The organism is Pseudomonas sp. ADAK7, from assembly GCF_012935675.1.
Taxonomy (GTDB): Bacteria; Pseudomonadota; Gammaproteobacteria; order Pseudomonadales; family Pseudomonadaceae; genus Aquipseudomonas.
In genome coordinates this window covers 4,379,031-4,403,478 of record NZ_CP052861.1, presented here as the reverse complement: position 1 = coordinate 4,403,478, position 24,448 = coordinate 4,379,031, and the positions used below count along the sequence as shown (strand labels likewise).

Below are 24,448 nucleotides of genomic sequence, written 5' to 3'. Positions count from 1 at the left end.
ATGACCACTCGAAGAGGCGAGAACGGGTAACATAATAACGTCTCTCACAAAATGCGTCGCCGCTCATGCCTAAAACACCGATTGCCAGCCGTCCCCACGACCACTCTCATTGCGTCCATAGCGCATTGTCCGAGGCCGATACCCTGTGTGCGCGTCAAGGCTTGCGCCTGACCGCCCTGCGTCGGCGGGTGCTGGAACTGGTGTGGCAAAGCCATAAGCCGCTGGGTGCCTACGACATCCTGGCGGTGCTCAGCGAGCAGGACGGTCGCCGCGCCGCGCCGCCGACCGTGTACCGCGCGCTGGATTTCCTCCTGGAAAACGGCCTCGTGCACCGCATCTCCTCGCTGAACGCCTTCGTTGGCTGCAATCATCCGGGACATGCGCACCAGGGCCAGTTCCTGATTTGCCGCGAATGCCACGCCGCCATCGAGCTTGAGCAGAAATCCATCAGCGACGCGATTGTCAGCAGCGCTAAAGACGTCGGCTTTATCGTCGAAGCCCAGACCGTTGAAGTGATTGGTCTTTGCTCGGGTTGCCAGGGGGCTTGATGAGCAATGCGTTGATCCGTCTCGAACAGGTCGCCGTCACGTTTGCCGGGCAAAACGTGCTGGAAAATATCGATCTGAGTGTCGAACCGGGGCAGATCGTCACCCTGATCGGCCCTAATGGCGCGGGTAAAACCACGTTGGTGCGCGCCGTGCTCGGCCTGTTGAAGCCGGACAGCGGTAGCGTCTGGCGCAAGCCGAAATTGCGCGTTGGCTACATGCCGCAAAAACTTCACGTCGATCCGACCCTGCCGCTGTCAGTGCTGCGCTTCTTGCGCCTGGTGCCCGGTGTGGACCGTGCGCGGGCGTTGGCGGCACTCAAGGAAGTCGGCGCCGAACAGGTGATCGACAGCCCGGTGCAAAGTGTTTCCGGTGGCGAAATGCAACGCGTGCTGCTGGCCCGGGCGTTGTTACGCGAGCCTGAATTGTTGGTGCTCGATGAGCCGGTGCAAGGCGTCGACGTAGCCGGTCAGGCCGAGCTGTACAGTCTGATCACCCGCCTGCGGGACCGTCACGGTTGCGGCGTGTTGATGGTTTCCCACGATTTGCACCTGGTGATGAGCACCACCGACCAGGTGGTGTGCCTGAATCGCCATGTCTGCTGCTCCGGGCATCCGGAACATGTCAGTGGCGATCCTGCTTTCGTCGAGCTGTTCGGCAAGAACGCCCAAAGCCTGGCGATTTATCACCACCATCACGACCACGCCCATGACCTGCATGGCGCGGTGGTCAGCGCGGCCCCGTCGGCCCAACCTCACGTTCATGGAGATAGCTGCAAGCATGGCTGATTTTCTGCTCTACGCCCTGCTTGCAGGTCTGGCCCTGGCCTTGGTCGCGGGCCCGCTGGGTTCATTCGTGGTCTGGCGCCGCATGGCTTATTTTGGCGACACCCTGTCCCACGCGGCGTTGCTCGGCGTGGCGCTGGGCTTCCTGCTGGATGTCAGCCCTACAGTGGCCGTCACCGTTGGTTGCCTGCTTCTGGCGGTGTTGCTGGTGACTTTGCAACAGCGCCAACCGCTGGCGTCCGATACCCTTTTGGGAATTCTCGCACCGAGCACGCTCTCGTTGGGCCTGGTGGTACTAAGCTTCATGCACGAAGTACGGATCGACCTGATGGCCTATCTGTTCGGCGATCTGCTGGCGATCAGTCCGACCGACCTGGCCTGGATCCTCGGCGGTAGCGCGGCGGTACTGGCGTTGCTGGTGACGTTGTGGCGGCCATTGCTGGCAATCACCGTGCACGAAGAATTGGCCACGGTGGAAGGTTTGCCGGTAGCGGCATTGCGCCTGACGTTGATGTTGCTGATCGCCGTCGTGATTGCCGTGGCGATGAAAATCGTCGGTGTATTGCTGATTACGTCACTGTTGATCATCCCGGCGGCTGCGGCACAACGTCACGCCCGCTCGCCGGAGCAAATGGCACTGGGCGCGAGCCTGCTGGGCATGCTCGCGGTGTGTGGCGGCTTGGCGTTGTCGTGGTTCAAGGACACCCCGGCGGGCCCATCGATTGTGGTGACGGCCGCCGCGCTGTTTCTGCTGAGTTTTGTCCTGCCCCGTCGAGGGGTGTAGACTTGCTCGTTTTTTGCGCAAATAGAGAGTCGCAGGAATGAAGCCGTTCGCCTCCCGTTATCTGCTCCTTGTCGCATTTTCTCTGCTACTGGGCGCTTGCCAAAGCACGCCACCGACGGCCCCCGAGGTCCCCGATGGACGGGCCGCGGCCATCGCACAGCTGGAACAAAACCTGGCCAGCAGCGAACTGGCTACCGCCGAAGATCAGCTGGCTACCTTGCAGGCTCAATCGCCCGACGACCCAAGCCTTGTGCAATACCAACGGCAACTGGCCGAAGCCTATCTGCAACGTAGCCAGATCGTCCTGCAAAAAGGTGACGTCAACGCTGCCGCGACGGCCCTGAGCCGTGCCCGGGCGTTGATGCCCAAGGCCCCGGCGCTGACCGGCGGCGTGAACAATGCCATCGTCAATGCACGCAAGGCCGAGCTGGACAGGGCCGAAGCGGCGCTCATGGCGGCGGAGGCCAAGCCGAAAGCGAAAGTGATCGATCCGACGGCTGAAAGCACGACGGTTGCGTTGAATCTCACCGATATGGGCAAACTTCGCCGCCAACTGGATGCGATCGCCGCTGACGTGGTGAATTATGAATGTGCCGTGAGCATTCAGGCGCCGCGCACCCAGGATTACCCTTGGTTGGCAACGCTGCTGACCAAGCGAGTGAAGAAGCTGGATTCCGAGTTCGAATTGAAGATTGAAAAGCAGATCTTGCGCAATATTCCGGCGCAGATGGTTTTGAGTCCGCGTAAGCCCTGAAAAGCTTCGCGGGCAAGCCTCGCTCCTACAGGTTTCGTGTCATTCAGAACACCACACGAACCCTGTAGGAGCGAGGCTTGCCCGCGAAGGCGTTCTCACTCGCAATGCATCTCTTTAGGCCGGAATCGCCTTGGCCTTAGGCTCCCGATCCCAAACCCGGTGCTGGCCGATCGCCGCGAAGAATGGCTTGATCAACTTCGCATCCGCGCCAACCACCAGTCCCGCATCCACTTCCAGCTTCAACACATCCAGCAACTGCTTGGCCTCGCCATGCAGCGCAATTGCCTTCAAGTGCTTGTACGCCTCGAGCAAGTAATGCAGCGCCACGCCATCGGTGCTCAACGCCTTGATCGACGCCGCGCCACCCGGCACGAACACCGCGTCGAAGGCCACGGACGGCAACCCTTCCATCGACGCATCCACCGGCAACGATTTACCATCGGCGGTGGTCACCGGTGCGGACGTCGGGCCAAGCAGTTTCGCATGAGCCCCCTCTGCGGCCAATGCCTTCTTCATTGCGTCAATCGCTGCACCATCGACGCCGTTGGCCGCAAGGATCGCGACTTTCCGCGTTTTGATGTTCTCTGGCAGCAAGTTGGCCTGGCTCAGGGCTGGCGAGCGATCCAGCGAGATTTTCGGCACGTCCACCGTGCCGGCCTTAGGTGCCGGAAGACCAAGGTTCTGCGCCACACGCTTGGCCAATTCCAGGTCGATATTGGCCAGGATCTCGTTGACCTGACGTTCACGAATCCACAACCGATCAACCTTGCCCAGCTCAAAGCTGTAGGCCGAGATGATGTGTTCCTGCTCATGCTTGCTCATGCTGTGGAAGAACAAGCGAGCCTGGGAAAAGTGATCACCGAACGACTCACTGCGCTGACGAATCTTGTTCGCGTCAATGCGTTCCGGATACGTCTCGAAACCGCCGTCCTGCGCGGCCGGAGGGGTTTCTTTCGGCCAGCCACCGTCAATCGAATTCGGCTCGTAGGACGCGCGGCCCTTATCGATGGTCATGCGGTGCAAGCCATCGCGCTGGCCGTTGTGGAACGGCGCAACCGGACGATTGATCGGGATCTCATGAAAGTTCGGCCCACCGAGTCGGCTGATCTGCGTATCGGTGTAGGAAAACAGCCGACCTTGCAGCAGCGGATCGTTGGAGAAATCGATCCCCGGCACGATATGCCCGGGGCAGAACGCAACCTGTTCGGTTTCGGCGAAGAAATTGTCCGGGTTGCGGTTGAGGGTCATTTTGCCTAACGGCGTGATCGGAACGATTTCCTCGGGAATGATCTTGGTCGGATCCAGCAGGTCGAAATCGAAGTCGTGCTCGTTTTCTTCCTCGACGATCTGTACGCCCAATTCCCATTCCGGGTAGTCCCCGATCTCGATCGACTCCCAGAGATCGCGACGGTGGTAGTCAGTATCTTTGCCGGCGAGCTTCTGCGCCTCATCCCACACCAGCGAGCAAGTACCGGCGGTAGGGCGCCAGTGGAATTTGACGAAGCGCGATTTGCCCTCGGCATTCACCAGGCGGAACGTATGCACGCCGAAGCCCTGCATGCTGCGCAGGCTTTTCGGGATCGCCCGGTCGGACATCGCCCAAATGACCATGTGCGCCGATTCGGGTTGCAGCGAAACGAAGTCCCAGAACGTGTCATGGGCCGAACCACCGGTAGGAATGTCGTTGTGCGGCTCGGGTTTGACCGCGTGGACGAAGTCGGGAAACTTGATCGCGTCCTGAATGAAGAACACCGGCATGTTGTTGCCCACCAGGTCGAAGTTGCCTTCGTCGGTGAAAAACTTCACGGCAAAACCTCGTACGTCGCGCACGGTATCGCCTGACCCGCGCGGGCCTTGTACCGTGGAAAAGCGCACGAAAACCGGGGTTTTCTGCCCTGGGTCTTGTAGGAATCCGGCCTTGGTCAGTACCGAATGATTTTCGTAGGTCTGGAAGAAACCATGGGCGCCGGTGCCACGGGCGTGGACGATGCGCTCCGGGATGCGCTCATGGTCAAAGTGCGTGATTTTTTCACGCATGATGAAGTCTTCCAGCAGCGACGGCCCGCGAGCACCCACTTTCAAGGTGTTCTGGTTATCCGAGACTTTCACGCCCTGGTTGGTGCGCAGGGCCTGTTCGGTGGCGTCGGAGCGAAACTTCTCCAGGCTGTCGAGCTTGGCGTTGGTGTTGCCGCGGTCCAGGGTATCGGTCCCGGCCAGTGCGCTTTTAGGTGCGGCAGGCTTTTTAGTACTCATCAGTCGTAAACTCCTCGTGGCGATTCCTGCCTTAGCCAGGACGCTTATGCATTCCCCTGGCACGGCACCGGGGGTGTTTTCGAGTTGCCTTATTAGTGACTGATGGGATTTTTTGCCGTTCCTTTTTTATGACCTTTGATCGCGTTATTGCCAAATGAAAGGTTGAATGCCGAATAAATGCTAATAACCTCTATACGGACAGGCTAAAATGCGCGCCCGGCTAACCGCTGATCCCATTCCAACGCGCCCCACAAGGTTCGCTACGTGATCGAGTTTCAAAACGTCCACAAGACTTACCGCGTCGCCGGTAAGGATATTCCCGCCCTGCATCCGACCAGTCTGACGATTGATAACGGTCAGGTCTTCGGTCTGATCGGTCATTCCGGCGCGGGAAAAAGTACCCTGCTACGTCTGATCAATCGCCTGGAAGAGTCCAGCGGCGGCAAGATTTTCGTCGATGGCGAAGAAGTCACCGCGCTCGATCCCAATAGCCTGCGGCGCTTTCGCCAGCAAGTCGGGATGATTTTCCAGCACTTCAACCTTTTGGCGTCCAAGACCGTAGCCGACAACGTCGCGTTGCCGCTGACCCTGGCCGGTGAACTGTCCCGCAGCGATATCGACCGGCGTGTGGCCGAGTTGCTCAAGCGTGTCGGCCTGTCCGACCACGCCAAGAAATACCCGGCGCAGTTGTCCGGTGGCCAGAAGCAGCGCGTCGGCATCGCCCGCGCCCTGGCGACCAAGCCGAAAATCCTGCTGTGCGACGAAGCCACCAGCGCCCTGGACCCGCAGACCACCGCGTCGGTCCTGCAATTGCTGGCCGAGATCAACCGTGAGCTGAAACTGACCATCGTCCTGATCACCCACGAGATGGACGTGATTCGTCGGGTCTGCGACCAGGTGGCGGTGATGGATGCCGGCGTGATCGTCGAGCAAGGTTCGGTCGCCGATGTATTCCTGCATCCCAAGCACCCGACCACCAAGCGCTTCGTGCAGGAAAGCGAGCAGATCGACGAAAGCGAACAGCGCGACGACTTCGCTCACGTGCCGGGCCGTATCGTGCGTCTGACCTTCCAGGGCGAAGCGACCTACGCGCCGTTGCTGGGTACCGTCGCTCGGGAAACCGGTGTGGACTACAGCATCCTCGCTGGTCGTATCGACCGCATCAAAGACGTCCCTTACGGGCAACTGACCCTGGCCGTCACCGGCGGCGACATGGAGGCGGCGTTCGCCCTCTTCACCGCGGCTGACGTCCACATGGAGGTGCTGCGCTGATGGAAGCCTTGATGAGTTTCTTCGCCAATATCGACTGGTTCGAAATCTGGCTCGCTACCGGTGACACGCTGTTGATGCTCGGCGGATCGCTGTTGTTCACCATTTTGCTGGGCCTGCCGCTGGGCGTGTTGTTGTTCCTGTGCAGCCCGCGTCAGTTGCTGGAATCCCGGGGCGTCTACGCCGTGCTGTCGCTGGTGGTGAACATCCTGCGTTCGCTGCCGTTCATCATTCTGCTGATCGTGATGATCCCGTTCACGGTGCTGATCACCGGCACTTCGCTCGGCGTCGCGGGTGCAATCCCACCGCTGGTGGTAGGCGCCACGCCGTTCTTCGGCCGTCTGGTGGAAACCGCCCTGCGTGAAGTCGATCGCGGCATCATCGAAGCGACCCAGGCCATGGGCGCGACGACCCGCCAGATCATCACCAATGCCTTGCTGCCGGAAGCCCGCCCGGGCATCTTCGCGGCGATTACGGTGACGGCGATTACACTGGTGTCCTACACGGCGATGGCCGGTGTGGTCGGTGCCGGTGGTCTGGGTGACCTGGCAATCCGTTTCGGCTACCAGCGTTTCCAGACCGATGTGATGATCGTCACCGTGGTGCTGTTGCTGGTGCTGGTGCAGGTCCTGCAGATGGTTGGCGACAAACTGGTCGTACACTTTTCCAGAAAATAAATGGTTCACGTAACCAAGACATGAGCCGGCCATTCGCTGGCAGGCGCCACACGGGCGCCTCACAAGGAGTTAGCTGAATGAAAAAACTACTCGTTGCATTGGCTGCAGTCGCAGCGTTTTCCGCCCAGGCCGATGAACTGACCGTTGCCGCAACCCCAGTCCCGCATGCGGAGATTCTGGAGTTCGTTAAACCGGCCCTGGCCAAAGAAGGCGTGGACCTGAGGATCAAGGTCTTCACCGATTACATCCAGCCGAACGTGCAAGTTGCCGAGAAACGCCTGGACGCCAACTTCTTCCAGCACCAGCCGTACCTGGATGAGTTCAACAAGGCCAAGGGCACCAACCTGGTAGCCGTTGCCGGTGTGCACCTGGAACCGCTGGGCGCTTACTCCAGCAAGTACAAGGCGCTGACTGAACTGCCTGGCGGCGCCAACGTGGTAATCCCGAACGACGCCACCAACGGCGGCCGTGCGCTGTTGCTGCTGGCGAAGGCTGGCCTGATCAAGTTGAAGGAACCGAACAACATCCTCTCGACCATCAAGGACATCACCGAAAACACCAAAGACCTGAAATTCCGCGAACTGGAAGCCGCGACCATCCCGCGTGTGTTGACCCAGGTCGATCTGGCGCTGATCAACACCAACTACGCGCTGGAAGCCAAGCTCGATCCGTCCAAGGATGCGCTGGTGATTGAAGGCAACGACTCGCCGTACGTGAACATCCTGGTCGCCCGTCCGGACGACAAGGACAGCGACGCGATGAAGAAACTGGTTGCTGCGCTGCACAGCCCGGAAGTGAAAGCGTTCATTCTCGAGAAGTACAAAGGCGCGGTATTGCCGGCGTTCTGATCTGACCCGCTACACGATCATACCGCTCACGCCGATCGTTCCCACGCAGAGCGTGGGAACGATCAGGTACAAAAAAACCGCAGCCTTGAGCTGCGGTTTTTTTTGCCTGCTTGATTACTGGCGCTTGAGCATCACCGGCAACTGCGCCACCAGTTTCGTGTTGTTCAGCGGCGCACGAATAAACCCGCGCTGCGTGCCATCCGGCCCGATCACCGCGAGGTTGCCGCTGTGATCAACGGTGTAGTTAGGCTTGCTGGTGTCCGCGGGGATAAACGGAATGCTCACGGCGTTGGCCAGTTTCTGGATGTCATCCACGCTCGACGCGGTCAGGCCCTGAAACTGCGGATCGAAGTAGCCCAGGTATTGCTTGAGCTGCTTGGGCGTGTCGCGGTTCGGGTCGACGCTGACCAGGATGATCTGCAACTTGGCCACCGCTTCCGGTGGCAGTTCGCTCTTGATCTGGCGCAGTTGGGCGAGGGTGGTCGGGCAGATGTCCGGGCAGAAGGTGTAGCCGAAGAACAGCAGGCTCCACTTGCCTTTCAGCTCGTTGACCGCCACCGGTTTACCGTCCACGTCGGTCATGGTCACGTCTGGCAGATTGCGGCTTTGCGGCAGCAGGATAATCCCGGCGTCGATCAGTGCCGTCGGGTCGCCCTGGCCTTTGCCGGACAGCACCTTGTTGACGGTCAGGCCCAGAACCAGCGCGATCAGGGCGACGAGGATGAAGACGGTTTTCTGAGTTCGAGTCATAGGTTCAACAGTAAGTAGTGGTCTACGAGCAGGGCGATAAACAGCAGGAACAAGTACCAGATAGAGTACTTGAACGTGTTGATCGCCGCGTGCGGCCGAGTGCCACGGTACAGCACCACGGCCCATTGCAGAAACCTCGCGCCCAGTCCCAGGGCACAAACCAGGTAGAGCACGCCGCTCATGTGGATCACATAAGGCATCAGGCTGACCGCCAGCAGCGCGAAGGTGTAAAGCAGGATGTGGATTTTGGTGTAGTGCTCGCCATGGGTCACCGGCAGCATCGGGATGTCAGCCTTGGCGTATTCCTCTTTGCGGTGAATGGCCAGGGCCCAGAAGTGCGGCGGGGTCCAGGCGAAGATGATCAGCACCAGCAGCAACGGTTCGGCGCTGACGTGACCGGTAGCCGCGACCCAGCCGAGCAGCGGCGGCGCGGCGCCGGCGAGGCCGCCAATGACGATGTTCTGCGGCGTCGCACGTTTGAGGAAACCGGTGTAGACCACGGCGTAACCGAGCAGGGAGGCGAGGGTCAGCCACGCCGTCAGCGGGTTGGTGAAGGCCAGCAACACGGCTTGGCCCAATACGGCGAGCACCAGAGCAAAGGTCAGCGCCGCCCTCGGTGACACCCGGCCTTCAGCCAGTGGCCGCTTGTGCGTGCGGGCCATCACCGCATCGATCCGCCGGTCCACCACATGATTGACCGCCGCCGCGCCCCCGGCACACAACGCGATCCCCAGGTTGCCGAACACCAGCACCGTCCACGGCACCCCCGCGCGGGTCGCGAGGAACATGCCGACCAAGGACGTGATGAGCATCAGCACCACCACTTTGGGCTTGGTCAGCTCCAGATAATCGCGCCAGATCGCTTGGCTGTGACGCTCGCCAATCAGAACCGCCATGGCATTTCTCCTTTTATTGTTATGGGCCCGGCTGAATGTTTACGCGGGCTGAACCGCCAGCGCGCAGGAGCTTGTTGCTTGACCCGAACCAGACTGGTTCGCGCGTGATAATTGACCAGCACCATGGTCAGCAACAACGCCGCACCGCCAGCGTTGTGGGCGACAGCGATGGGGAGCGGCAGGTGAAACAGCACGTTGCTGATGCCGAGGGTGATTTGCGCGCCGAGGGCGATCAGCACCAGGCCCGCGAGGCGGGTCATGCCGACCACTTTCAATTGCCAGGCCAGGCCCAGTAGCACCAGCGTCACTAACAAGGCGCCGATGCGGTGAGTCAGGTGAATCGCCGTGCGGGCATCGCTGTCCAGTTGCCCGCCGAGGTAGTTCGGGCCGATGTGTTGGGTCAGGTGAAAGCCGTTGGCGAAATCGGCGGGTGGCAGCCATTGGCCGTGACAGGTCGGGAAGTCGATGCACGCCACCGCCGCATAGTTGGAACTGACCCAGCCGCCGAGGGCGATTTGCAGGATCACAAGGAGCAAGCCTGCGGTTGCCCAGTACTGCAAACGCTTGGGCACGGTCAGCGCCGGCAATACGCCGGACAATCGCAAGGTCAGTAAAAACAGCAGGCTCAAGGTCGCAAAGCCGCCGAGCAAATGCCCGGTGACCACCTGCGGCCAGAGCTTGAGCGTCACCGTCCACATACCGAATGCCGCCTGAGCAAAGACGACAGCCAATAGAAACAGCGGCAACTTCACCGGTTGCCCAGGATGCCGCCGATGCACCCAGGCGCGACCGGCCAGCACCGAGATCAACAGCCCCAGGGTACCGGCGAAGTAGCGGTGGATCATCTCGTTCCAGCCCTTGTGGGCAACGACCGGTGTGTCAGGGAAATGCAATTCGGCATGGGCCAGTTGGGCTTCGCTTTTCGGCACGCTGATAAAGCCATAACAGCCCGGCCAGTCCGGGCAGCCGAGGCCAGCGTGGGTCAGGCGAGTATAGGCGCCGAGCAACACCACAATCAGTGCCAGCAAGGTGGCAAACAGCGCGAGGCGAAATCCAGGTTTGGCCATGACGATGCCCTTATCCGATGTTCGACAGTTTCAACAGGTGACGCAGGTCGTTGAGCAGGTCCTTACCCTTGACCGTCGGGTCGTAGCGCAGCACCAGATTGCCGTGGGGATCGATGATCCACAGTTGCGGCGCGGTCTTGTCGCCCGTCGTCTTGCTAAAAGTCGTGAGGTCCATGGGGTAGCGTTGCAGCTGCGGATACTCGTGGGTCAGCTTGGCTTCGTAGTCGCTGCTCAGCGGTTGCGCGGCGGCCAGTGCGTGGCTGGCACGAGACGCATCGCGACCGAGGCCGATCTGGATTTGCCGTGCCAGGTACACCAACTGCTGGCAATCCACCGAACAATCCTTGGGCGCGGTCACCAGCATCTGCCAGCGATCTTCCTGGGCCTGCACGCCGAGGTCGGCGCGGGTCTGGCCGTTGCCGATCAGTTCGCCGTGATAGCTGCGACCGTCCGGCACCCAGAAATTCAGTTTGTACATGCCGGTGGCAAGGATCATCGGACCGATCACCCCGAGCAGGATCAGCAGCAGCTGCAAACGACCCTTACGCCGACTCGCCGGGGTTTTCGCCTCAGACATGTTGGGTGGATTCATGGCCGCTCCCATGGTGTTTCTCCTTTGCGTTGTGCCAGCCGAGATAGATAAAAAGGCCGAGCAGGGCGATCGCCATGGCGAACCACTGCACGGCATAAGCGATGTGTTTCTCCGGCCCCATGGCCACCACCGGCCAGTCGGCCTGGTAGGACGCGGGGCCGGTTTCTTCACGTAATTCGTAGGCAAAGCCTTCACGGTTCAGTGTCGTCCAGAGTTTGGCGGGCTCGACGGCGGTGATGACCTGAGGCCAGGTTGTGGTGCTCGGATCAGCGTGCAGCTGGAAAGTCGCGCCGGGGGACACGTAGACCCAGGCATCAAGGCTCAATGCCTGAGTGGGCGTTTTGAATTGCGGCGGCGTGCGCCGGTCCGGCCACGGCAGCCAGCCGCGATTGACCAGCAGCCAAAGGCCGGTGGCCTGATCGTGAAACGGTTGCAGCAGCTCAACGCCAACCTTGCCGTCGCGCTGACGGTTATCCAGCAGCAGGCTGTGCTCGGCATCGAATTCACCGTGCAGACGCACCCGGCGAAAGGCTGGATCTTGTGTGTTCAGCAGCTCGGCACTGGCCATCGGCTCGGCCGCCCGGCGCTCGGCGTAGGTTTGCAGCAGCGCGCTTTTCTCCGCGCCCCGGCTCAACTGCCAGAACCCCAGTGACACCAGCAGCGGCAACAGAAACGCCACGACGATGGTTGGCACGACGCCCGGCCGAAAGCGCTTCATGACGTCGCCAGAAAGTCGGTGATCGCGATAGCTATACTCAACTGCATCGCCTTTCCCCCGGAGTCCCACCATGCTCAAAGCAGCCATCGTCCTGATGCTGATTGCCACGGTTGTCAGCCTGTTCAGCGGCCTGTTTTTTCTGGTCAAGGACGACAGCAGCTCGAACCGCCTGGTCATCGCCCTGAGTATTCGTGTGGCCCTGGCCGCGACCACCGTCGGCTTGATTGCCTGGGGGTTTTTCAGCGGCCAATTGGTTTCTCATGCGCCGTGGTAACGCCTCACAGCACGTAGACGAAAACGAACAATCCGATCCACACCACGTCCACGAAGTGCCAGTACCAACTCGCCGCTTCGAAGGCGAATTGGTGCTCGTTATCGAAGTGCCCGCGCATGATCCGCATCAGCATCACGAACAGGATGATGGTGCCGATGGTCACGTGGGCGCCGTGGAAGCCGGTGAGCATGAAGAACGTCGCGCCGTAAATGCCCGAGCCCAGGGTCAGGCCCAGTTCGTGGTAGGCGTGAATGTATTCTTCGGCCTGCAGGGCGAGGAAGCCGCAACCCAGCAACACGGTAATCGCCAGCCAGATTTTCAGCGCGCCGCGATGACCCTTTTTCAAGGCATGGTGGGCGATGGTCACGGTGACGCTGGAGCTGACCAGCAAAATGGTGTTGATCAGCGGCAGGCCCCAGGGGCTGATGACTTCCTTGGGTGGCGGAAAGAGTTTCGAATCGGGGTTGTTCAGCAGTGGCCAGACAAACTCGAAGTTCGGCCAAAGCATGTGGGCGATGCCTTTCGGACCTTCACCGCCGAGCGCCGGGCCGGACACGTGGCGCACATAAAACAGCGCACCGAAGAAGGCGATGAAGAACATCACCTCGGAGAAAATGAACCAGCTCATGCCCCAGCGGAACGAGCGATCCATCTGCGCGCTGTACAAGCCCTGGCGACTTTCCTTGATCACCGTGCCGAACCAGCCGAACAGCATGTACGCCAGTAGCAGGCCGCCGACGAAAAAGATCAGTGGGCCGTGGGATTCCGGGCGGGCGGCCTTGAGGTCGTTGAACCAGGTCGCCAGGCCGAACACCGTGACGAACATACCGACCGTGGCGATGATCGGCCATTTGCTCTGGGCCGGTACGTAATAGTGTTCATGAGTTGCCATTTATTGTTCTCCTTATCGGGCACGCTCAACCGCCAGTGTTTACAGCGACCGGTGGATGTCGGGCGGTGATATCGAACAGCGTGTAGGACAGCGTCAGGTGCTTCACATCCTTGGGCATGTCACGGTCAACGATGAAACGTACCGGCATCTCGATCCGTTGACCGGGCTGCAGCACTTGCTGGGTAAAGCAGAAACATTCGGTCTTGTGGAAATATGCCGCCGCAGCGCTGGGCGCGATACTCGGCACGGCCTGGGCGCTCATCGGGCGATCAGTCGGGTTGTGGGCGATGAAAATCATCTCGTTCACCGCCCCCGGGTTGGCCGTCAGTTCATCGCCCTTGGGATAGAAATCCCAGGACATATCCGCGGCATTGGTCGACAGGAACTGCACGCGAACCTGGCGCGAGGTATCGACCGTTTGCTCGCCCTCGTACTGCCCGGCGGTCTTGCCGTTGATGCCGAACGCCTTGCACATCACGTCGTAGATCGGCACCAGGGCAAAGCCGAATACAAACATGGCGACCACCACCATCAGCAGGCGGGTGACCAGCTTCTTCAACGAAATGGAGTCAGCCATGGCGGCGGCCCTCGAGGGCTATAGCGTTCATTTCACTTCCGGCGGCGTGGTGAACGTGTGATACGGCGCTGGTGACGGAATACTCCATTCCAGGCCTTCGGCCCCATCCCACGGTTTGGCCGGTGCAGGCGGGCCGCCGCGAATGGTTTTGATCACAATGAACAGGAAGAACAGCTGCGTGGTGCCGAACATGAACGCACCAATCGACGACACCATGTTGAAGTCGGCGAATTGCAGGTTGTAGTCCGGAATCCGTCGCGGCATACCCGCCAGGCCCACGAAGTGCATCGGGAAGAACGCCATGTTCATGCCGATGAACGAGAGCCAGAAGTGCAGCTTGCCGAGGGTTTCGTCGTACATGTGGCCGGTCCATTTCGGCAGCCAGTAGTAGGCCGAGGCGAAGATCCCGAAGATCGCCCCCGGCACCAGCACGTAATGGAAATGCGCGACCACGAAGTAGGTGTCCTGGTACTGGAAGTCCGCCGGGGCGATGGCCAGCATCAGCCCGGAGAAGCCGCCGATGGAGAACAGGATCACGAACGCCACCGCAAACAGCATCGGTGTCTCGAAGGTCAGCGAGCCTTGCCACATGGTGCTCGCCCAGTTGAACACCTTCACGCCCGTGGGCACCGCGATCAGCAGCGTCGCGTACATGAAGAACAACTCGCCCACCAGCGGAATGCCGACCACAAACATGTGGTGCGCCCAGACGATGAACGACAGGAACGCGATGCTCGCCGTGGCGTAGACCATCGAGGTGTAGCCGAACAGCGGTTTGCGCGAGAAGGTCGGGATGATCGAGCTGACGGCGCCGAAGGCCGGCAGGATCATGATGTACACCTCGGGGTGACCGAAGAACCAGAACACATGCTGGAACAGCACCGGATCACCGCCGCCGGCGGCACTGAAGAAACTGGTGCCGAAGTGGATGTCCATCAGCATCATCGTTACGCAACCCGCCAGTACCGGCATCACCGCGATCAGCAGGAACGCGGTGATCAGCCAGGTCCAGACGAACAGCGGCATTTTCATCAGCGTCATGCCGGGCGCGCGCAGGTTGAGGATGGTCGCGATCACGTTGATCGCGCCCATGATCGAACTGATCCCCATCAAGTGGATGGCGAAGATAAAGAAGGTCACGCTTTCCGGGGCATAGGTCGTGGACAGCGGGGCGTAGAAGGTCCAGCCGAAGTTCGGCCCGCCACCGGGGGTGAACAGGGTCGAGACCAGCAGGATGAACGCCGCCGGCAACAGCCAGAAGCTGAAGTTGTTCATCCGCGGCAGGGCCATGTCCGGCGCGCCGATCATCAACGGGATCATCCAGTTGGCGAGGCCGACGAAGGCCGGCATCACCGCACCGAACACCATCACCAGGCCATGCATGGTGGTCATCTGGTTAAAGAACGCGGGTTCGACGATTTGCAGGCCCGGCTGGAACAGCTCGGCGCGAATCACCATCGCGAACGAGCCACCCAGCAGGAACATGGAAAACGCGAACCACAGGTACAGCGTGCCGATGTCCTTGTGGTTGGTGGTCAGCACCCAACGCATCAGGCCTTTGGCGGGACCGTGGGCGTGATCGGTGGCATGACCATGGTCATCGATGACGGCGCTCATGGCGTGTCTCCTGCAAACAGATGGGCTGGGCAGGCCGGGGCGCGCTGCCCCGACCGGTTCCTTACGTGCGCAATAGACCGGGTCATTTGCTTTCCGCCTGTTTCAGCTCCAACACTTCTTTAGGAGTGACCATGTCGCCTTTGTTATTGCCCCAGGCGTTACGTTCGTAGGTCACGACCGCCGCGATATCGACTTCCGAGAGCTGCTTGCCGAACGCCGCCATGGCAGTGCCGGGCTTGCCGTGGAAGACAATGCTCAGGTGACCTTCTTTCGGTCCTGTAGCGATTTTCGAGCCTTTGAGTGCCGGGAACATTGGCGGCAGACCCTGGCCTTCGGCCTGGTGACAGGCCACGCAGGTGGTGTGGTAGATCTTGTCGCCGCGCTCCTTGAGCTCGTCGAGGGTCCATTCCTTGCTGGTCAGCTCTTTGAGCTGCAGGGCTTCAGCCTTGCGCTCGGCCAGCCACTTGTCGTAATCGGCTTTTTCCTTGACCTCGACCACGATCGGCATGAAGCCGTGATCCTTGCCGCACAACTCGGCGCACTGGCCACGGTAGAGGCCGGGCTTGTCGATGCGGGTCCAGGCTTCGTTGACGAACCCCGGAATCGCATCGCGCTTGACCGCGAAGGCCGGCACCCACCACGAGTGGATGACGTCGGCGGAGGTCACGAGGAAGCGCACCTTGGCGCCGATCGGCAGCACCAGCGGCTTGTCGACCTCGAGCAAGTAATGCTCGCCCTTGGCTTCCTTGTTGTGGATCTGGTCGGCGGGGGTGGCCAGGTTGCTGAAGAACTCGACGTCCTGGCCCAAATATTTGTAGTGCCACTTCCACTGATAACCGGTGATCTGGATATCGATATCCGGCTCACTGGCGTCGTACATCTTGATCAGGGTGGCGGTAGCGGGAACCGCCATGGCCACCAGGATGATGAAGGGCACGATGGTCCAGAGGATTTCGACGGTGGTGCTTTCATGAAATTTGGCGGCCACCTGCCCGGTCGAGCGGCGGTGGACCATCATCGACCAGAACATGGCGCCGAAGACGATGATGCCGATCACTACACAGATCCAGAAAATGGTCATGTGCAGGTCGAATACTGCGTGACTGATTTCAGTCGCTCCCGGCGCCATATTCACAGTCCAGGCCGCTTGTGCCTGGCTGAAAATTGACCACAACAGGAGGCCCATCCAGACGTGTGGATGTCGCATCATTGCGGGTTCCCCTTATCGTTCTTGTTATCCCGCCGGCTTTCACCTGCGGCAAGGGAGCGGCTTTTTCAGACTACGAACTTGAATCGCCGAGCCTTGCTGCATATGCAGTCGGGCGTCATCAGCTAACTCCATTCCCACCCGAGTATAGACAGCGACTGCTACCTCGCAATGTGAGGGCGTAAATGATCTGAAACAGCTGGGACTTGCGTTCAAGGTCACGAATGGAGAAGGATGCAGACGAGTGGTGGCAAATCGATATAACTTTCGTGTCTCAAGGATGAAATAATTATGACAAATGCGTCTTAGCCTTTTTCATAAGCAAGCTAAGTTATGTCTTCCCTATTTCATTGCCGTTGTTTCCTGGAGTTTTCATGAACACCGCCGCATTGCGCGAGCAGATCCAAAAAGCCCAACAACACGAGGCCGAGACCGGCCTGTTAACTCGTCAACTGGAAACCCAACTGCCTCACCTGCACGCCGCCATCCAACTGCCGGATGTCGATGCCAAGGGCGTGATGACCCGTTTTGTGACTGCTTATATAGAACAAGTGCCGGACCTGCTGGACGCCGCCAATGATGTCGCACGGGAAGCGGGCATCGAATCGCAGATCAAGCCAGTGCTGAAAATCGCCGAGCAGTTCTTCCTCCAGCCGCCGGCGATCATGACCGGGCATATCGGCCTGGACGGTCTGCTGGACGAAGCCTATCTGGCGCATCGGTTGGTTGAAGAGGTCAATGACCTGTACATCAAGCATTTTGGCCAGCCACTGATCCCATTGGACATGACTGTCGCCAACCTGATTGCCCACCAATTGATCGGCGAGGAATTTGCCAACCAACTGGATGAGGCGGTGCATCACGCCGTGGACGAGATGCTGAACGAAGACAGTTTCGCGCTGGAATCGGTGGAAGCCTACCGCGAGAAACTCAACAGCCCGGACACCGGCGCCGCATGGAAACGCTGGCCGTGCCTGTCGCGCCAGTTGGGCGTGGGCCTGGAGCTGGATCAGCCAGCAGCCTAAGCGACACACATCCCTGTAGGAGCGAGGCTTGCCCGCGAAGCTTTTGGCGCATTCAAGGACGCCATCGTGGGCAAGCCATGCTCCTACAGATTATTTACCCGGCTGAGCCTACTCCGGACGTGGTCCGTAAACGCCCTTCCAACCGACGCTTCAACCCCCGCGCTTCAATCACCAACTTCGAACCCTTGGCCGCATTCGCCCGGCCCCACTCCTCAAGCAATTCCAGACACGAATGGTCGATGTAGCTCAGGTTATTGAGCGGCACATGCACCGTCGCGCCCGCTGGAATGGTCCCCAGTACCTGCGTCAGCGCCGGCACCTTGAGAAAGGTCGCTGCACCGATCAAACGCAGCTCCATCTCACCATCCTTGGGCAGATCGATCAGGCTGATTTTCAGCCGCGAAGCTTTCCACGCCAGTTTGGCCAGGGTCAGGCCGAAGCCGATCAGCACACCGGTCAACAGGTCAGTGAAGATGATCGCCAGCGCGGTCGCCGCGTAGGTGAACATCGGCATCCGGCCATAACGACCCAGGCCGCGAAAGGCCTTGAGGTCCACCAGTTTGAAACCGGTGTAGACCAGCACACCCGCCAGGCTCGCCACCGGAATGCTTTGCAGCACGCTGGACAGCAACAACACGAACGCCAGCAGCCAAAGGCCATGGAAGATCGCCGAATAGCGGGTTGTTGCACCGGCCTGGACGTTGGCCGAGCTGCGCACGATCACGCCGGTCATTGGCAAGGCGCCGAGCAAACCGCAGAGCATGTTGCCTACGCCTTGTGCCGACAATTCCCGATCAAAGTCCGAACGCTCGCCGCTGTGCATGCGGTCCACGGCGGCGGCCGAAAGCAGCGTTTCGGCGCTGGCGATAAAGGCCACGGCAAATGCAGCGATCAGAATCGTCGGATCGGCCAGGTTGAGCAGGTCCGCCGGTTTCAGCCAGTCGATGGCTTCCGCCAGGTTGGCCGGGACTTCCACGCGCTTGACCTGCAAGGCGAGCATCAGGCTGGCAACCGTCGCCAGACCGACACCGAGCAAGGCGCCGGGCACGAATCGCAGGGAATGTGGGCGGAATTTTTCCCACAGCCACATCACCGCAATCGTCGACAGCCCGAGCAAACCGGCCTGCCAGCCAAAGGACGGCAAGGCCTGGAGCACCGCCGCCGGGAAAGCTGCGAGGTTATCCAGCCCGGACGGTTTGGGCACGGCATCGAGCATCACATGCACCTGTGATAGCACGATCAACACGCCAATCCCGGCGAGCATGCCGTAGACCACCGCCGGTGCCGTCACCCGAAACCAGCAGCCCAATTTAAAGCGCCCGGCCAGCAGTTGCAGAAAACCCGCCAGCAACAGGATCGGTCCGAGCATGGCAATACCATGCTGGCGCACCAGCTCGAACACCAACACTGCCAGACCCGCCGCCGGGCCGCTGACTTGCAGCGGTGAGCCGGCAATCCAACCCACCACCAGGCCACCGATGATCCCGGTGATCAGGCCTTTGGCCGGCGGCAACCCCGAGGCGATGGCGATGCCCATGCACAAGGGCAGGGCCACCAGGAACACAACCACCGAAGCCAACAGCTCCCGTGGCAGAACAGCTTTCAGTTGCGCAGCACGCATAGGGATTCTCCCGAACTTTTCTTCAGGCGTGAAAAAGCCAGGCTGCTCAATCGGCAGCTTGGCTAAACCACACAGGGATTTAGGAGGACTTAGAAGCGCGCTTTAGGCGTCGCTACCGGGATCGGATGGCTGCCATCGAGCGGCAGGAAACAACCTTGATCCGCGTCATACGCTCTGATTTCGCTGGTTTCAATGCTGTAGACCCAGCCATGGATAAACAGCTGACCGTTGGCCATGCGCGAGGCCACCGATGGATGTGTGCGTAGATGCTGCAACTGGGCGATCACATTCTCTTCAGTGAGGATGTGCATGCTTTCGCTTTCGTTGGCGCAATTGCAGTTTTCCTGGACCATGGTTTTCGCCACTTCGGCGTGCCGCAGCCAGGCTTTGACCGTCGGCATTTTTTCCAGGCTCTGGGGGTTGAGTACCGCGCGCATGGCGCCGCAATCGGAGTGGCCGCAAATGATGATGTGTTGCACACCGAGGGCCAGCACCGCGTATTCGATGGCCGTGGAAACGCCGCCGTTCATTTGCCCATAAGGTGGCACAACGTTGCCGACGTTACGGGTCACGAACAAATCGCCCGGGGAGCTTTGGGTAATCAACTCCGGCACGATGCGCGAATCAGCGCAGGTAATGAACATCGCCCGGGGATTCTGGGCCGTGGCGAGTTTCTTGAAGAGCTCTTCCTGCTGCGGAAAGATCTCGTGATGAAAATGCAAAAAGCCGTCAACGATATGCTTCAGCGCTGCATCGGCGGATTCCGCCTCGGGAAGCGCTTGCGCCGACGCAGCCAACGGCTGTTTATCCTTGTCACTCATAATTCATCCTCTTTGACGGAGTCGGGGGAAGTGTCCCGTTTTGTCCGATATGAAGCCAGTGGCTGTTTAAAAAACGTCCAGGTCGTACATCCAGACCCGTCAGTCACTCGATGAACAAGGTAACCGTCGAAACTTAACTCAAACTGAATCAAACGCTCTAGAACGTGTGTTCCAGGTCACAAAAAACGTGACTGCGTAATGGCGCAGTGCCTTTTACCCTACTCAACATTAGACCAATTGTCCCTAAATCAACGACATTTGGCGACCCGGCGGACAGAAGGCTTCGCAATCGAGATTAAACCCTTCGCGGCGATTGAGCCCCAGACGCTTGATGGTCTTGGCGAAGCGTTGGGCCAACAGGTCGGCGAACGGCCCTTCACCACGCATCCGCGCACCGAAACGGCTGTCGTAGAGTTCGCCGCCGCGACTCTGGCGAATCAGGCTCAGCACATGGGCCGCACGCTGCGGGTAGTGGGCGGCCAGCCATTCTTCGAACAGCGGCGCGACTTCCAGGGGCAGGCGCAACATCATGTAGGCCGCGCTCTGGGCTCCCGCCGCGTGGGCTTCGGTGAGCAGGCTTTCAAGCTCGCTGTCATTGATCATCGGAATCATCGGCGAGCACAAGACACCCACTGGAATCCCCGCTTCGCGCATCACCCGGATCGCTCGCAGCCGTGCCTTCGGCGCCGCCGCCCGGGGTTCGAGGATGCGCTTGAGTTCATCGTCCAGGGTAGTGAGGCTGATCATCACCGCCACCAGTCGCTGCTCAGCCAGTTCAACCAGCAAATCCAGGTCGCGCAGGATCAGCGAACCCTTGGTAATGATGGTCACCGGATGCCGGTAACGCAGCAGCACTTCCAGGGTTTGGCGGGTGATCTTGTGTTCGCGCTCGATCGGCTGATACGGGTCGGTGTTGGAGCCCAGATTGATCGGCGCGCATTGATAACCGCGTTTGGACAGTTGCTCTTCCAGCACGTCGGCGGCGTTGGTCTTGGCGATCAGCTTGGTTTCGAAATCCAGCCCCGGTGACATGTCCCAATAGGCGTGGCTGGGCCGCGCGTAGCAATAGATGCAGCCGTGCTCGCAGCCGCGATAGGGATTGATCGAACGGTCGAAGGGTAGATCCGGCGAGTTGTTGCGGGTGATGATGGTCTTCGCCGTCTCGATCCGCACTTCGGTGCCCTGGGTGACCGGCGCTTCCTGATACCAGCCGTCATCCTCGGCCACCGAACGGTTCGGCGCGAAGCGGTTGTGCGGGTTGGTGGCGGTGCCGCGGCCGCGTGGTGGAAGAGGAGTGGACATGAAAACGCCTCGATACTGGTTTTATATACAGTAACGAGGCGTTGTTCATCTGGCTAGTGCCGCTGGGCGATCAGTTCTTCTGGGTGACCTGGCCCAGGTCGTCCCCCGAAGTGGTTTTCATATCATCCTCGCGCAGGTCGGCCACGGTGCTCGCCTTGACCGGCGCACCTTTGTTGCCCCAACTGCCACGGATGAAACTGACCACATCCGCCACTTCCTGATCTGACAAACGCCAGGCAAACCCAGGCATGGTGAAGGTTGACGGTGCCGTATGCGTGGCCGGCAAGGTGCCGCCCTTGAGCACGATGTGAATCAGCGACGTCGGGTCGTCCGACTGCAACACCGGGTTGCCCGCCAGCGCCGGGAACACCCGCGTATAGCCATGGCCGTCCGTCCGGTGACAGGCCGCGCAGTTGTCGATGTACACCGAGGCGCCAGGCTGGCTGTCGTCACCCTTCCACAGTGCCTGGGCGACTTGCTTGTCGTACTGGTGCGGCTTGTCGTTCGGGTCGTTGGCCGGTAGCGACTTGAGGTAGCGGGCAATCGCCGTCAGGTCCGCATCGGTCATGTACTGCATGCTGTGGGTCACCACATCGCTCATGCCGCCGAATACTGCGCTGCGGTCGCTGCGTCCGGTCTTGAGGAACTGCACCAATTGCTCCTCGCTCCAGCTGCCGAGGCCATCCTTGTGGTCGCCCCTCAGACTTTTCGCGATCCAGCCTTCCAGCGGCGCGCTGCCTGACAGAAACGTACTGCCTTCACCGGCATTCAGGGATTTTTCCTGCATGGTCAGGGCACGCGGCGTATGGCATGCGCCGCAATGTCCCAGACCTTCCACCAGATAAGCCCCACGACTGACGACGGCATCTTCACCGTCCGGCGCCTTGTAGTCGGCTACGGCCGGAGCAAACAGCCAGCGCCAGCCCATGAGCGGCCAACGCATGCTCAACGGCCAGGGAATATCGCTGGCCTTGTTCTCCTGCGTGACCGGCGCCACCCCGTGCATGAAATAAGCGTACAAGGCCTGCATGTCAGGTTCGTTGACGCTGGCGTAGGACGGATACGGCATCGCCGGGTACAAGGTGCTGCCATTCTTGGCGACACCGTGGCGCACGGCTTTGTCGAAGTCTTCGAAGCTGTAGTCACCGAGGCCGGTTTTGTCCGGGGTGATGTTGGTGGAGTAGATCGTGCCGATCGGCGTTTCCATCGGCAGGCCGCCGGCGAACGGCTTGCCGTCCTTGGCGGTGTGACAGGCCACGCAGTCACCGGCACGGGCCAGGTATTCGCCTTGTTTGATCAGGTTTTGATCAACTTCAGCCGCGTTGATCGAGGCGCTGCCGAGCAGCGCGAAGGTCGCGATAACAAGTGCTTTCATGGTTATCGCTCCTTATGCCTGAACCAGCGGGCCGGGGTTTTTCAGGTACTGCTCGCGGATCGCCCGGGCCGACCAATAGGTCAACGCGGCGACCAGGCCTGTAGGGTTGTAGCCCAAGCCTTGTGGGAAAGCCGACGCCCCTGGGACGAATACGTTGTGCACGTCCCAGCTCTGCAAGTAGCGGTTCAGGGCACTGGTTTTCGGGTTGGTGCCCATGATCGCGCCACCATTGAGGTGGGTGGTCTGGTAAGCCGCGGTGTTGAAGTGATCACCGACCTGCTTGCCGATCACCGCGATAGCCTTGGGACCCATGGCTTCGGCGATCTTGCCCATTTTTTCGACCATGAAGCGGTTCATCTTGATGTCGTTTTCCTGCCAGTCGAACGTCATCCGCAGCAGCGGCAAGCCATAGGCATCGCGGTACACCGGGTCGAGATCGAGGTAGTTGCCACGGTAGGACTGATGCGCGCCGTGGGCGTCCATCGACACTTGGTGGGTGTAGTAATCGGCGGTGGCGCGTTTCCAGGCACTGCCCCAGGCCGGGGTGCCTGGCGGGTTGGAAGTCCCGGCAATCGGCCGGCTGCCGGCCTGGTTGACCCACATCGGCGAGCCGCCGACGAAGCCATGCGGGCCGTGATCGAAGTTGTCGGCGTTGAAATCATCGATCGCCACGCCGTTGCCGCCGGCACCGATGAAGTTGTTGGTGTGGGTGTCCTTGTCGAAGAACGCCTTGATCGTGGCCATGTTCTGGTAGGCAAAGTTCTTGCCGACGACGCCTTCGCCGCTGATCGGGTCGTACGGCTTGCCGATGCCCGAGAGCAACATCAAGCGCACGTTATGGAATTGGAAAGCGCCGAGGATCACCAGGTCGGCGGGTTGCTCGATTTCCCGCCCCTGGCCATCGATGTAGGTCACGCCGGTGGCTTTGCTCTTGGTGCTGTCGAGGTTGACCCGCAGCACGTGGGAGTTGGCCCGCAGTTCGAAATTCGGCAGCGGCTTGAGCGCCGGCAGAATGTTCACATTGGGCGATGCCTTGGAGTACATGTAGCAAACGTAACCGCTGCAAAAACCGCAGAAGTTGCACGGCCCCATCTGTGCGCCGTAAGGGTTGGTGTACGGGCCGGAGGTATTGGCCGACGGCAGGTTGTAGGGTTTGTAACCCACGGCTGTGGCGGCTTTCTGAAACAGCTGTGCGGAAACGGTGTTCTTCTGCGATTCCAACGGGAAGTGATTGGAGCGATCCGGTGCGTAGGGGTTGCCGCCCTTGCCTTCACCGACCAGTTGACCGTTCACCGTCCAGGCCTGGCCCGAGGTGCCAAAGACCTTCTCGGCATAATCAAAAAACGGCTCCAGCTCTTCATAGCTGACGCCGAAGTCCTGGATGGTCATGTCCTTGGGGATGAAGTTTTTGCCGTAGCGTTCTTCGTAGTGGCTGCGCATCCGCAGCTCGATTGGATCGACGCGAAAGTGCACGCCCGACCAGTGCAGCCCCGCGCCACCCACGCCATTGCCGGGCAGGAACGCACCAAGTTGGCGGTTCGGCAGGGCGATGTCATTCACGCTATGGCGAATGGTCACGGTCTCTTTGGAGATGTCCTGAAAGAGTTTTTTCCGCACGCTGTAGGTGAGTTCGTCGATCACCTGCGGATAGTTACCGTCAGGGTAAGTGTCCTGCATTGGCCCGCGCTCCAGCGCCAGCACGTTCAGGCCCGCTTCCGTCAGCTCTTTGGCCATGATCGCGCCTGTCCAGCCGAAACCGACGATCACTGCGTCGACTTTCTTCATTACCGTTGCCATGG

24 protein-coding genes are annotated in these 24,448 nt (G+C 60.2%); 9 read left to right on the top strand and 15 right to left on the bottom strand.

All coding sequences use genetic code 11. The annotated features are described in order from the left end of the window. Positions 1 to 65: 65 nt before the first annotated feature. Genes zur through HKK53_RS20170 form a run of 4 tightly spaced genes read left to right on the top strand, consistent with a single transcriptional unit; the run spans position 66 to position 2,868 of the window. Positions 66 to 548: a zinc uptake transcriptional repressor Zur gene (gene zur, locus HKK53_RS20185; RefSeq protein ID WP_169372283.1), complete on the top strand. Its 483-nt coding sequence runs from the start codon at positions 66 to 68 to the stop codon at positions 546 to 548. Then, positions 548 to 1,333 (top strand): zinc ABC transporter ATP-binding protein ZnuC, encoded by a 786-nt coding sequence (gene znuC / locus HKK53_RS20180; RefSeq protein WP_169372282.1) that lies wholly within the window; start codon positions 548 to 550, stop codon positions 1,331 to 1,333. The genes zur and znuC overlap by 1 nt, the downstream gene beginning before the upstream one ends. After that, the gene (gene znuB / locus HKK53_RS20175; protein WP_054047998.1) at positions 1,326 to 2,114 is read left to right on the top strand and encodes a zinc ABC transporter permease subunit ZnuB; all 789 of its coding nucleotides are present in this window, start codon (positions 1,326 to 1,328) and stop codon (positions 2,112 to 2,114) included. Before znuC ends, znuB begins: the two co-directional genes overlap by 8 nt. Before the next feature lie 37 nt (positions 2,115 to 2,151). Further along, on the top strand, positions 2,152 to 2,868 hold the full coding sequence (locus HKK53_RS20170) for a PA5502 family lipoprotein (RefSeq protein WP_169372281.1): 717 nt from the start codon (positions 2,152 to 2,154) through the stop codon (positions 2,866 to 2,868). Between the two features lie 114 nt (positions 2,869 to 2,982). On the opposite strand, the gene katE is transcribed toward HKK53_RS20170, so the two are convergent. Continuing rightward, positions 2,983 to 5,121 (bottom strand): catalase HPII, encoded by a 2,139-nt coding sequence (gene katE / locus HKK53_RS20165; RefSeq protein WP_169372280.1) that lies wholly within the window; start codon positions 5,119 to 5,121, stop codon positions 2,983 to 2,985. Positions 5,122 to 5,385: 264 nt separating this feature from the next. On the opposite strand from katE, the gene HKK53_RS20160 reads away from it, so the two are divergent. The 3 genes from HKK53_RS20160 to HKK53_RS20150 all read left to right on the top strand — a co-directional run bounded on the left by HKK53_RS20160 (position 5,386) and on the right by HKK53_RS20150 (position 7,915). Beyond that, positions 5,386 to 6,393, top strand: coding sequence for a methionine ABC transporter ATP-binding protein (locus HKK53_RS20160; RefSeq protein ID WP_169372279.1), 1,008 nt, complete (start codon positions 5,386 to 5,388; stop codon positions 6,391 to 6,393). Continuing rightward, positions 6,393 to 7,067: a methionine ABC transporter permease gene (locus HKK53_RS20155; RefSeq protein WP_169372278.1), complete on the top strand. Its 675-nt coding sequence runs from the start codon at positions 6,393 to 6,395 to the stop codon at positions 7,065 to 7,067. The genes HKK53_RS20160 and HKK53_RS20155 overlap by 1 nt, the downstream gene beginning before the upstream one ends. A gap of 77 nt (positions 7,068 to 7,144) precedes the next feature. Then, positions 7,145 to 7,915: a MetQ/NlpA family ABC transporter substrate-binding protein gene (locus HKK53_RS20150; protein WP_169372277.1), complete on the top strand. Its 771-nt coding sequence runs from the start codon at positions 7,145 to 7,147 to the stop codon at positions 7,913 to 7,915. 114 nt (positions 7,916 to 8,029) lie between these two features. Here the strand turns inward: HKK53_RS20150 and HKK53_RS20145 are convergent, their stop codons facing one another. Genes HKK53_RS20145 through HKK53_RS20125 form a run of 5 tightly spaced genes read right to left on the bottom strand, consistent with a single transcriptional unit; the run spans position 8,030 to position 11,938 of the window. Continuing rightward, entirely contained in the window at positions 8,030 to 8,665 is a 636-nt protein-coding gene (locus HKK53_RS20145; protein WP_169372276.1) for an SCO family protein, read from the bottom strand. After that, positions 8,662 to 9,561 carry a heme o synthase gene (gene cyoE, locus HKK53_RS20140; protein WP_169372275.1) on the bottom strand — a complete coding sequence of 300 codons (900 nt, stop codon included), beginning with the start codon at positions 9,559 to 9,561 and terminating at the stop codon, positions 8,662 to 8,664. The genes HKK53_RS20145 and cyoE overlap by 4 nt, the downstream gene beginning before the upstream one ends. Then, positions 9,549 to 10,628: a COX15/CtaA family protein gene (locus HKK53_RS20135; RefSeq protein ID WP_123408482.1), complete on the bottom strand. Its 1,080-nt coding sequence runs from the start codon at positions 10,626 to 10,628 to the stop codon at positions 9,549 to 9,551. The genes cyoE and HKK53_RS20135 overlap by 13 nt, the downstream gene beginning before the upstream one ends. A 10-nt stretch (positions 10,629 to 10,638) precedes the next feature. Next, complete coding sequence (locus tag HKK53_RS20130; protein WP_169372274.1) at positions 10,639 to 11,232, bottom strand: hypothetical protein; 594 nt, start codon at positions 11,230 to 11,232, stop codon at positions 10,639 to 10,641. Beyond that, positions 11,198 to 11,938 (bottom strand): SURF1 family protein, encoded by a 741-nt coding sequence (locus tag HKK53_RS20125; protein ID WP_169372273.1) that lies wholly within the window; start codon positions 11,936 to 11,938, stop codon positions 11,198 to 11,200. Before HKK53_RS20125 ends, HKK53_RS20130 begins: the two co-directional genes overlap by 35 nt. Before the next feature lie 70 nt (positions 11,939 to 12,008). On the opposite strand from HKK53_RS20125, the gene HKK53_RS20120 reads away from it, so the two are divergent. Further along, entirely contained in the window at positions 12,009 to 12,212 is a 204-nt protein-coding gene (locus HKK53_RS20120) for a twin transmembrane helix small protein (protein ID WP_133835164.1), read from the top strand. 4 nt (positions 12,213 to 12,216) lie between these two features. Here the strand turns inward: HKK53_RS20120 and HKK53_RS20115 are convergent, their stop codons facing one another. The 4 genes from HKK53_RS20115 to coxB form a co-directional block, all read right to left on the bottom strand. After that, positions 12,217 to 13,104: a cytochrome c oxidase subunit 3 gene (locus tag HKK53_RS20115; RefSeq protein WP_169372272.1), complete on the bottom strand. Its 888-nt coding sequence runs from the start codon at positions 13,102 to 13,104 to the stop codon at positions 12,217 to 12,219. A 25-nt stretch (positions 13,105 to 13,129) separates the two neighbouring features. Then, positions 13,130 to 13,681 carry a cytochrome c oxidase assembly protein gene (locus HKK53_RS20110; protein WP_169372271.1) on the bottom strand — a complete coding sequence of 184 codons (552 nt, stop codon included), beginning with the start codon at positions 13,679 to 13,681 and terminating at the stop codon, positions 13,130 to 13,132. A 27-nt stretch (positions 13,682 to 13,708) separates the two neighbouring features. Continuing rightward, positions 13,709 to 15,298: a cytochrome c oxidase subunit I gene (gene ctaD / locus HKK53_RS20105; RefSeq protein ID WP_169372270.1), complete on the bottom strand. Its 1,590-nt coding sequence runs from the start codon at positions 15,296 to 15,298 to the stop codon at positions 13,709 to 13,711. A gap of 82 nt (positions 15,299 to 15,380) precedes the next feature. Further along, positions 15,381 to 16,508, bottom strand: coding sequence for a cytochrome c oxidase subunit II (coxB, locus tag HKK53_RS20100; protein ID WP_169372269.1), 1,128 nt, complete (start codon positions 16,506 to 16,508; stop codon positions 15,381 to 15,383). A gap of 371 nt (positions 16,509 to 16,879) precedes the next feature. On the opposite strand from coxB, the gene HKK53_RS20095 reads away from it, so the two are divergent. Beyond that, on the top strand, positions 16,880 to 17,530 hold the full coding sequence (locus HKK53_RS20095) for a hypothetical protein (RefSeq protein WP_169372268.1): 651 nt from the start codon (positions 16,880 to 16,882) through the stop codon (positions 17,528 to 17,530). Positions 17,531 to 17,624: 94 nt separating this feature from the next. Here HKK53_RS20095 and HKK53_RS20090 read toward each other — a convergent pair whose 3' ends face one another. The 5 genes from HKK53_RS20090 to HKK53_RS20070 all read right to left on the bottom strand — a co-directional run bounded on the left by HKK53_RS20090 (position 17,625) and on the right by HKK53_RS20070 (position 24,446). Beyond that, positions 17,625 to 19,151 (bottom strand): SulP family inorganic anion transporter, encoded by a 1,527-nt coding sequence (locus HKK53_RS20090; protein ID WP_169372267.1) that lies wholly within the window; start codon positions 19,149 to 19,151, stop codon positions 17,625 to 17,627. An 89-nt stretch (positions 19,152 to 19,240) separates the two neighbouring features. After that, a complete protein-coding gene (locus HKK53_RS20085) occupies positions 19,241 to 19,972 on the bottom strand; it encodes a carbonic anhydrase (RefSeq protein ID WP_169372266.1) in 732 nt (243 codons plus the stop codon). 243 nt (positions 19,973 to 20,215) lie between these two features. Continuing rightward, complete coding sequence (locus tag HKK53_RS20080; RefSeq protein ID WP_169372265.1) at positions 20,216 to 21,274, bottom strand: PA0069 family radical SAM protein; 1,059 nt, start codon at positions 21,272 to 21,274, stop codon at positions 20,216 to 20,218. 70 nt (positions 21,275 to 21,344) lie between these two features. After that, positions 21,345 to 22,649 carry a c-type cytochrome gene (locus tag HKK53_RS20075; protein WP_169372264.1) on the bottom strand — a complete coding sequence of 435 codons (1,305 nt, stop codon included), beginning with the start codon at positions 22,647 to 22,649 and terminating at the stop codon, positions 21,345 to 21,347. A gap of 12 nt (positions 22,650 to 22,661) precedes the next feature. Continuing rightward, the gene (locus HKK53_RS20070) at positions 22,662 to 24,446 is read right to left on the bottom strand and encodes a GMC family oxidoreductase (protein ID WP_169372263.1); all 1,785 of its coding nucleotides are present in this window, start codon (positions 24,444 to 24,446) and stop codon (positions 22,662 to 22,664) included. Positions 24,447 to 24,448 lie beyond the last annotated feature (2 nt).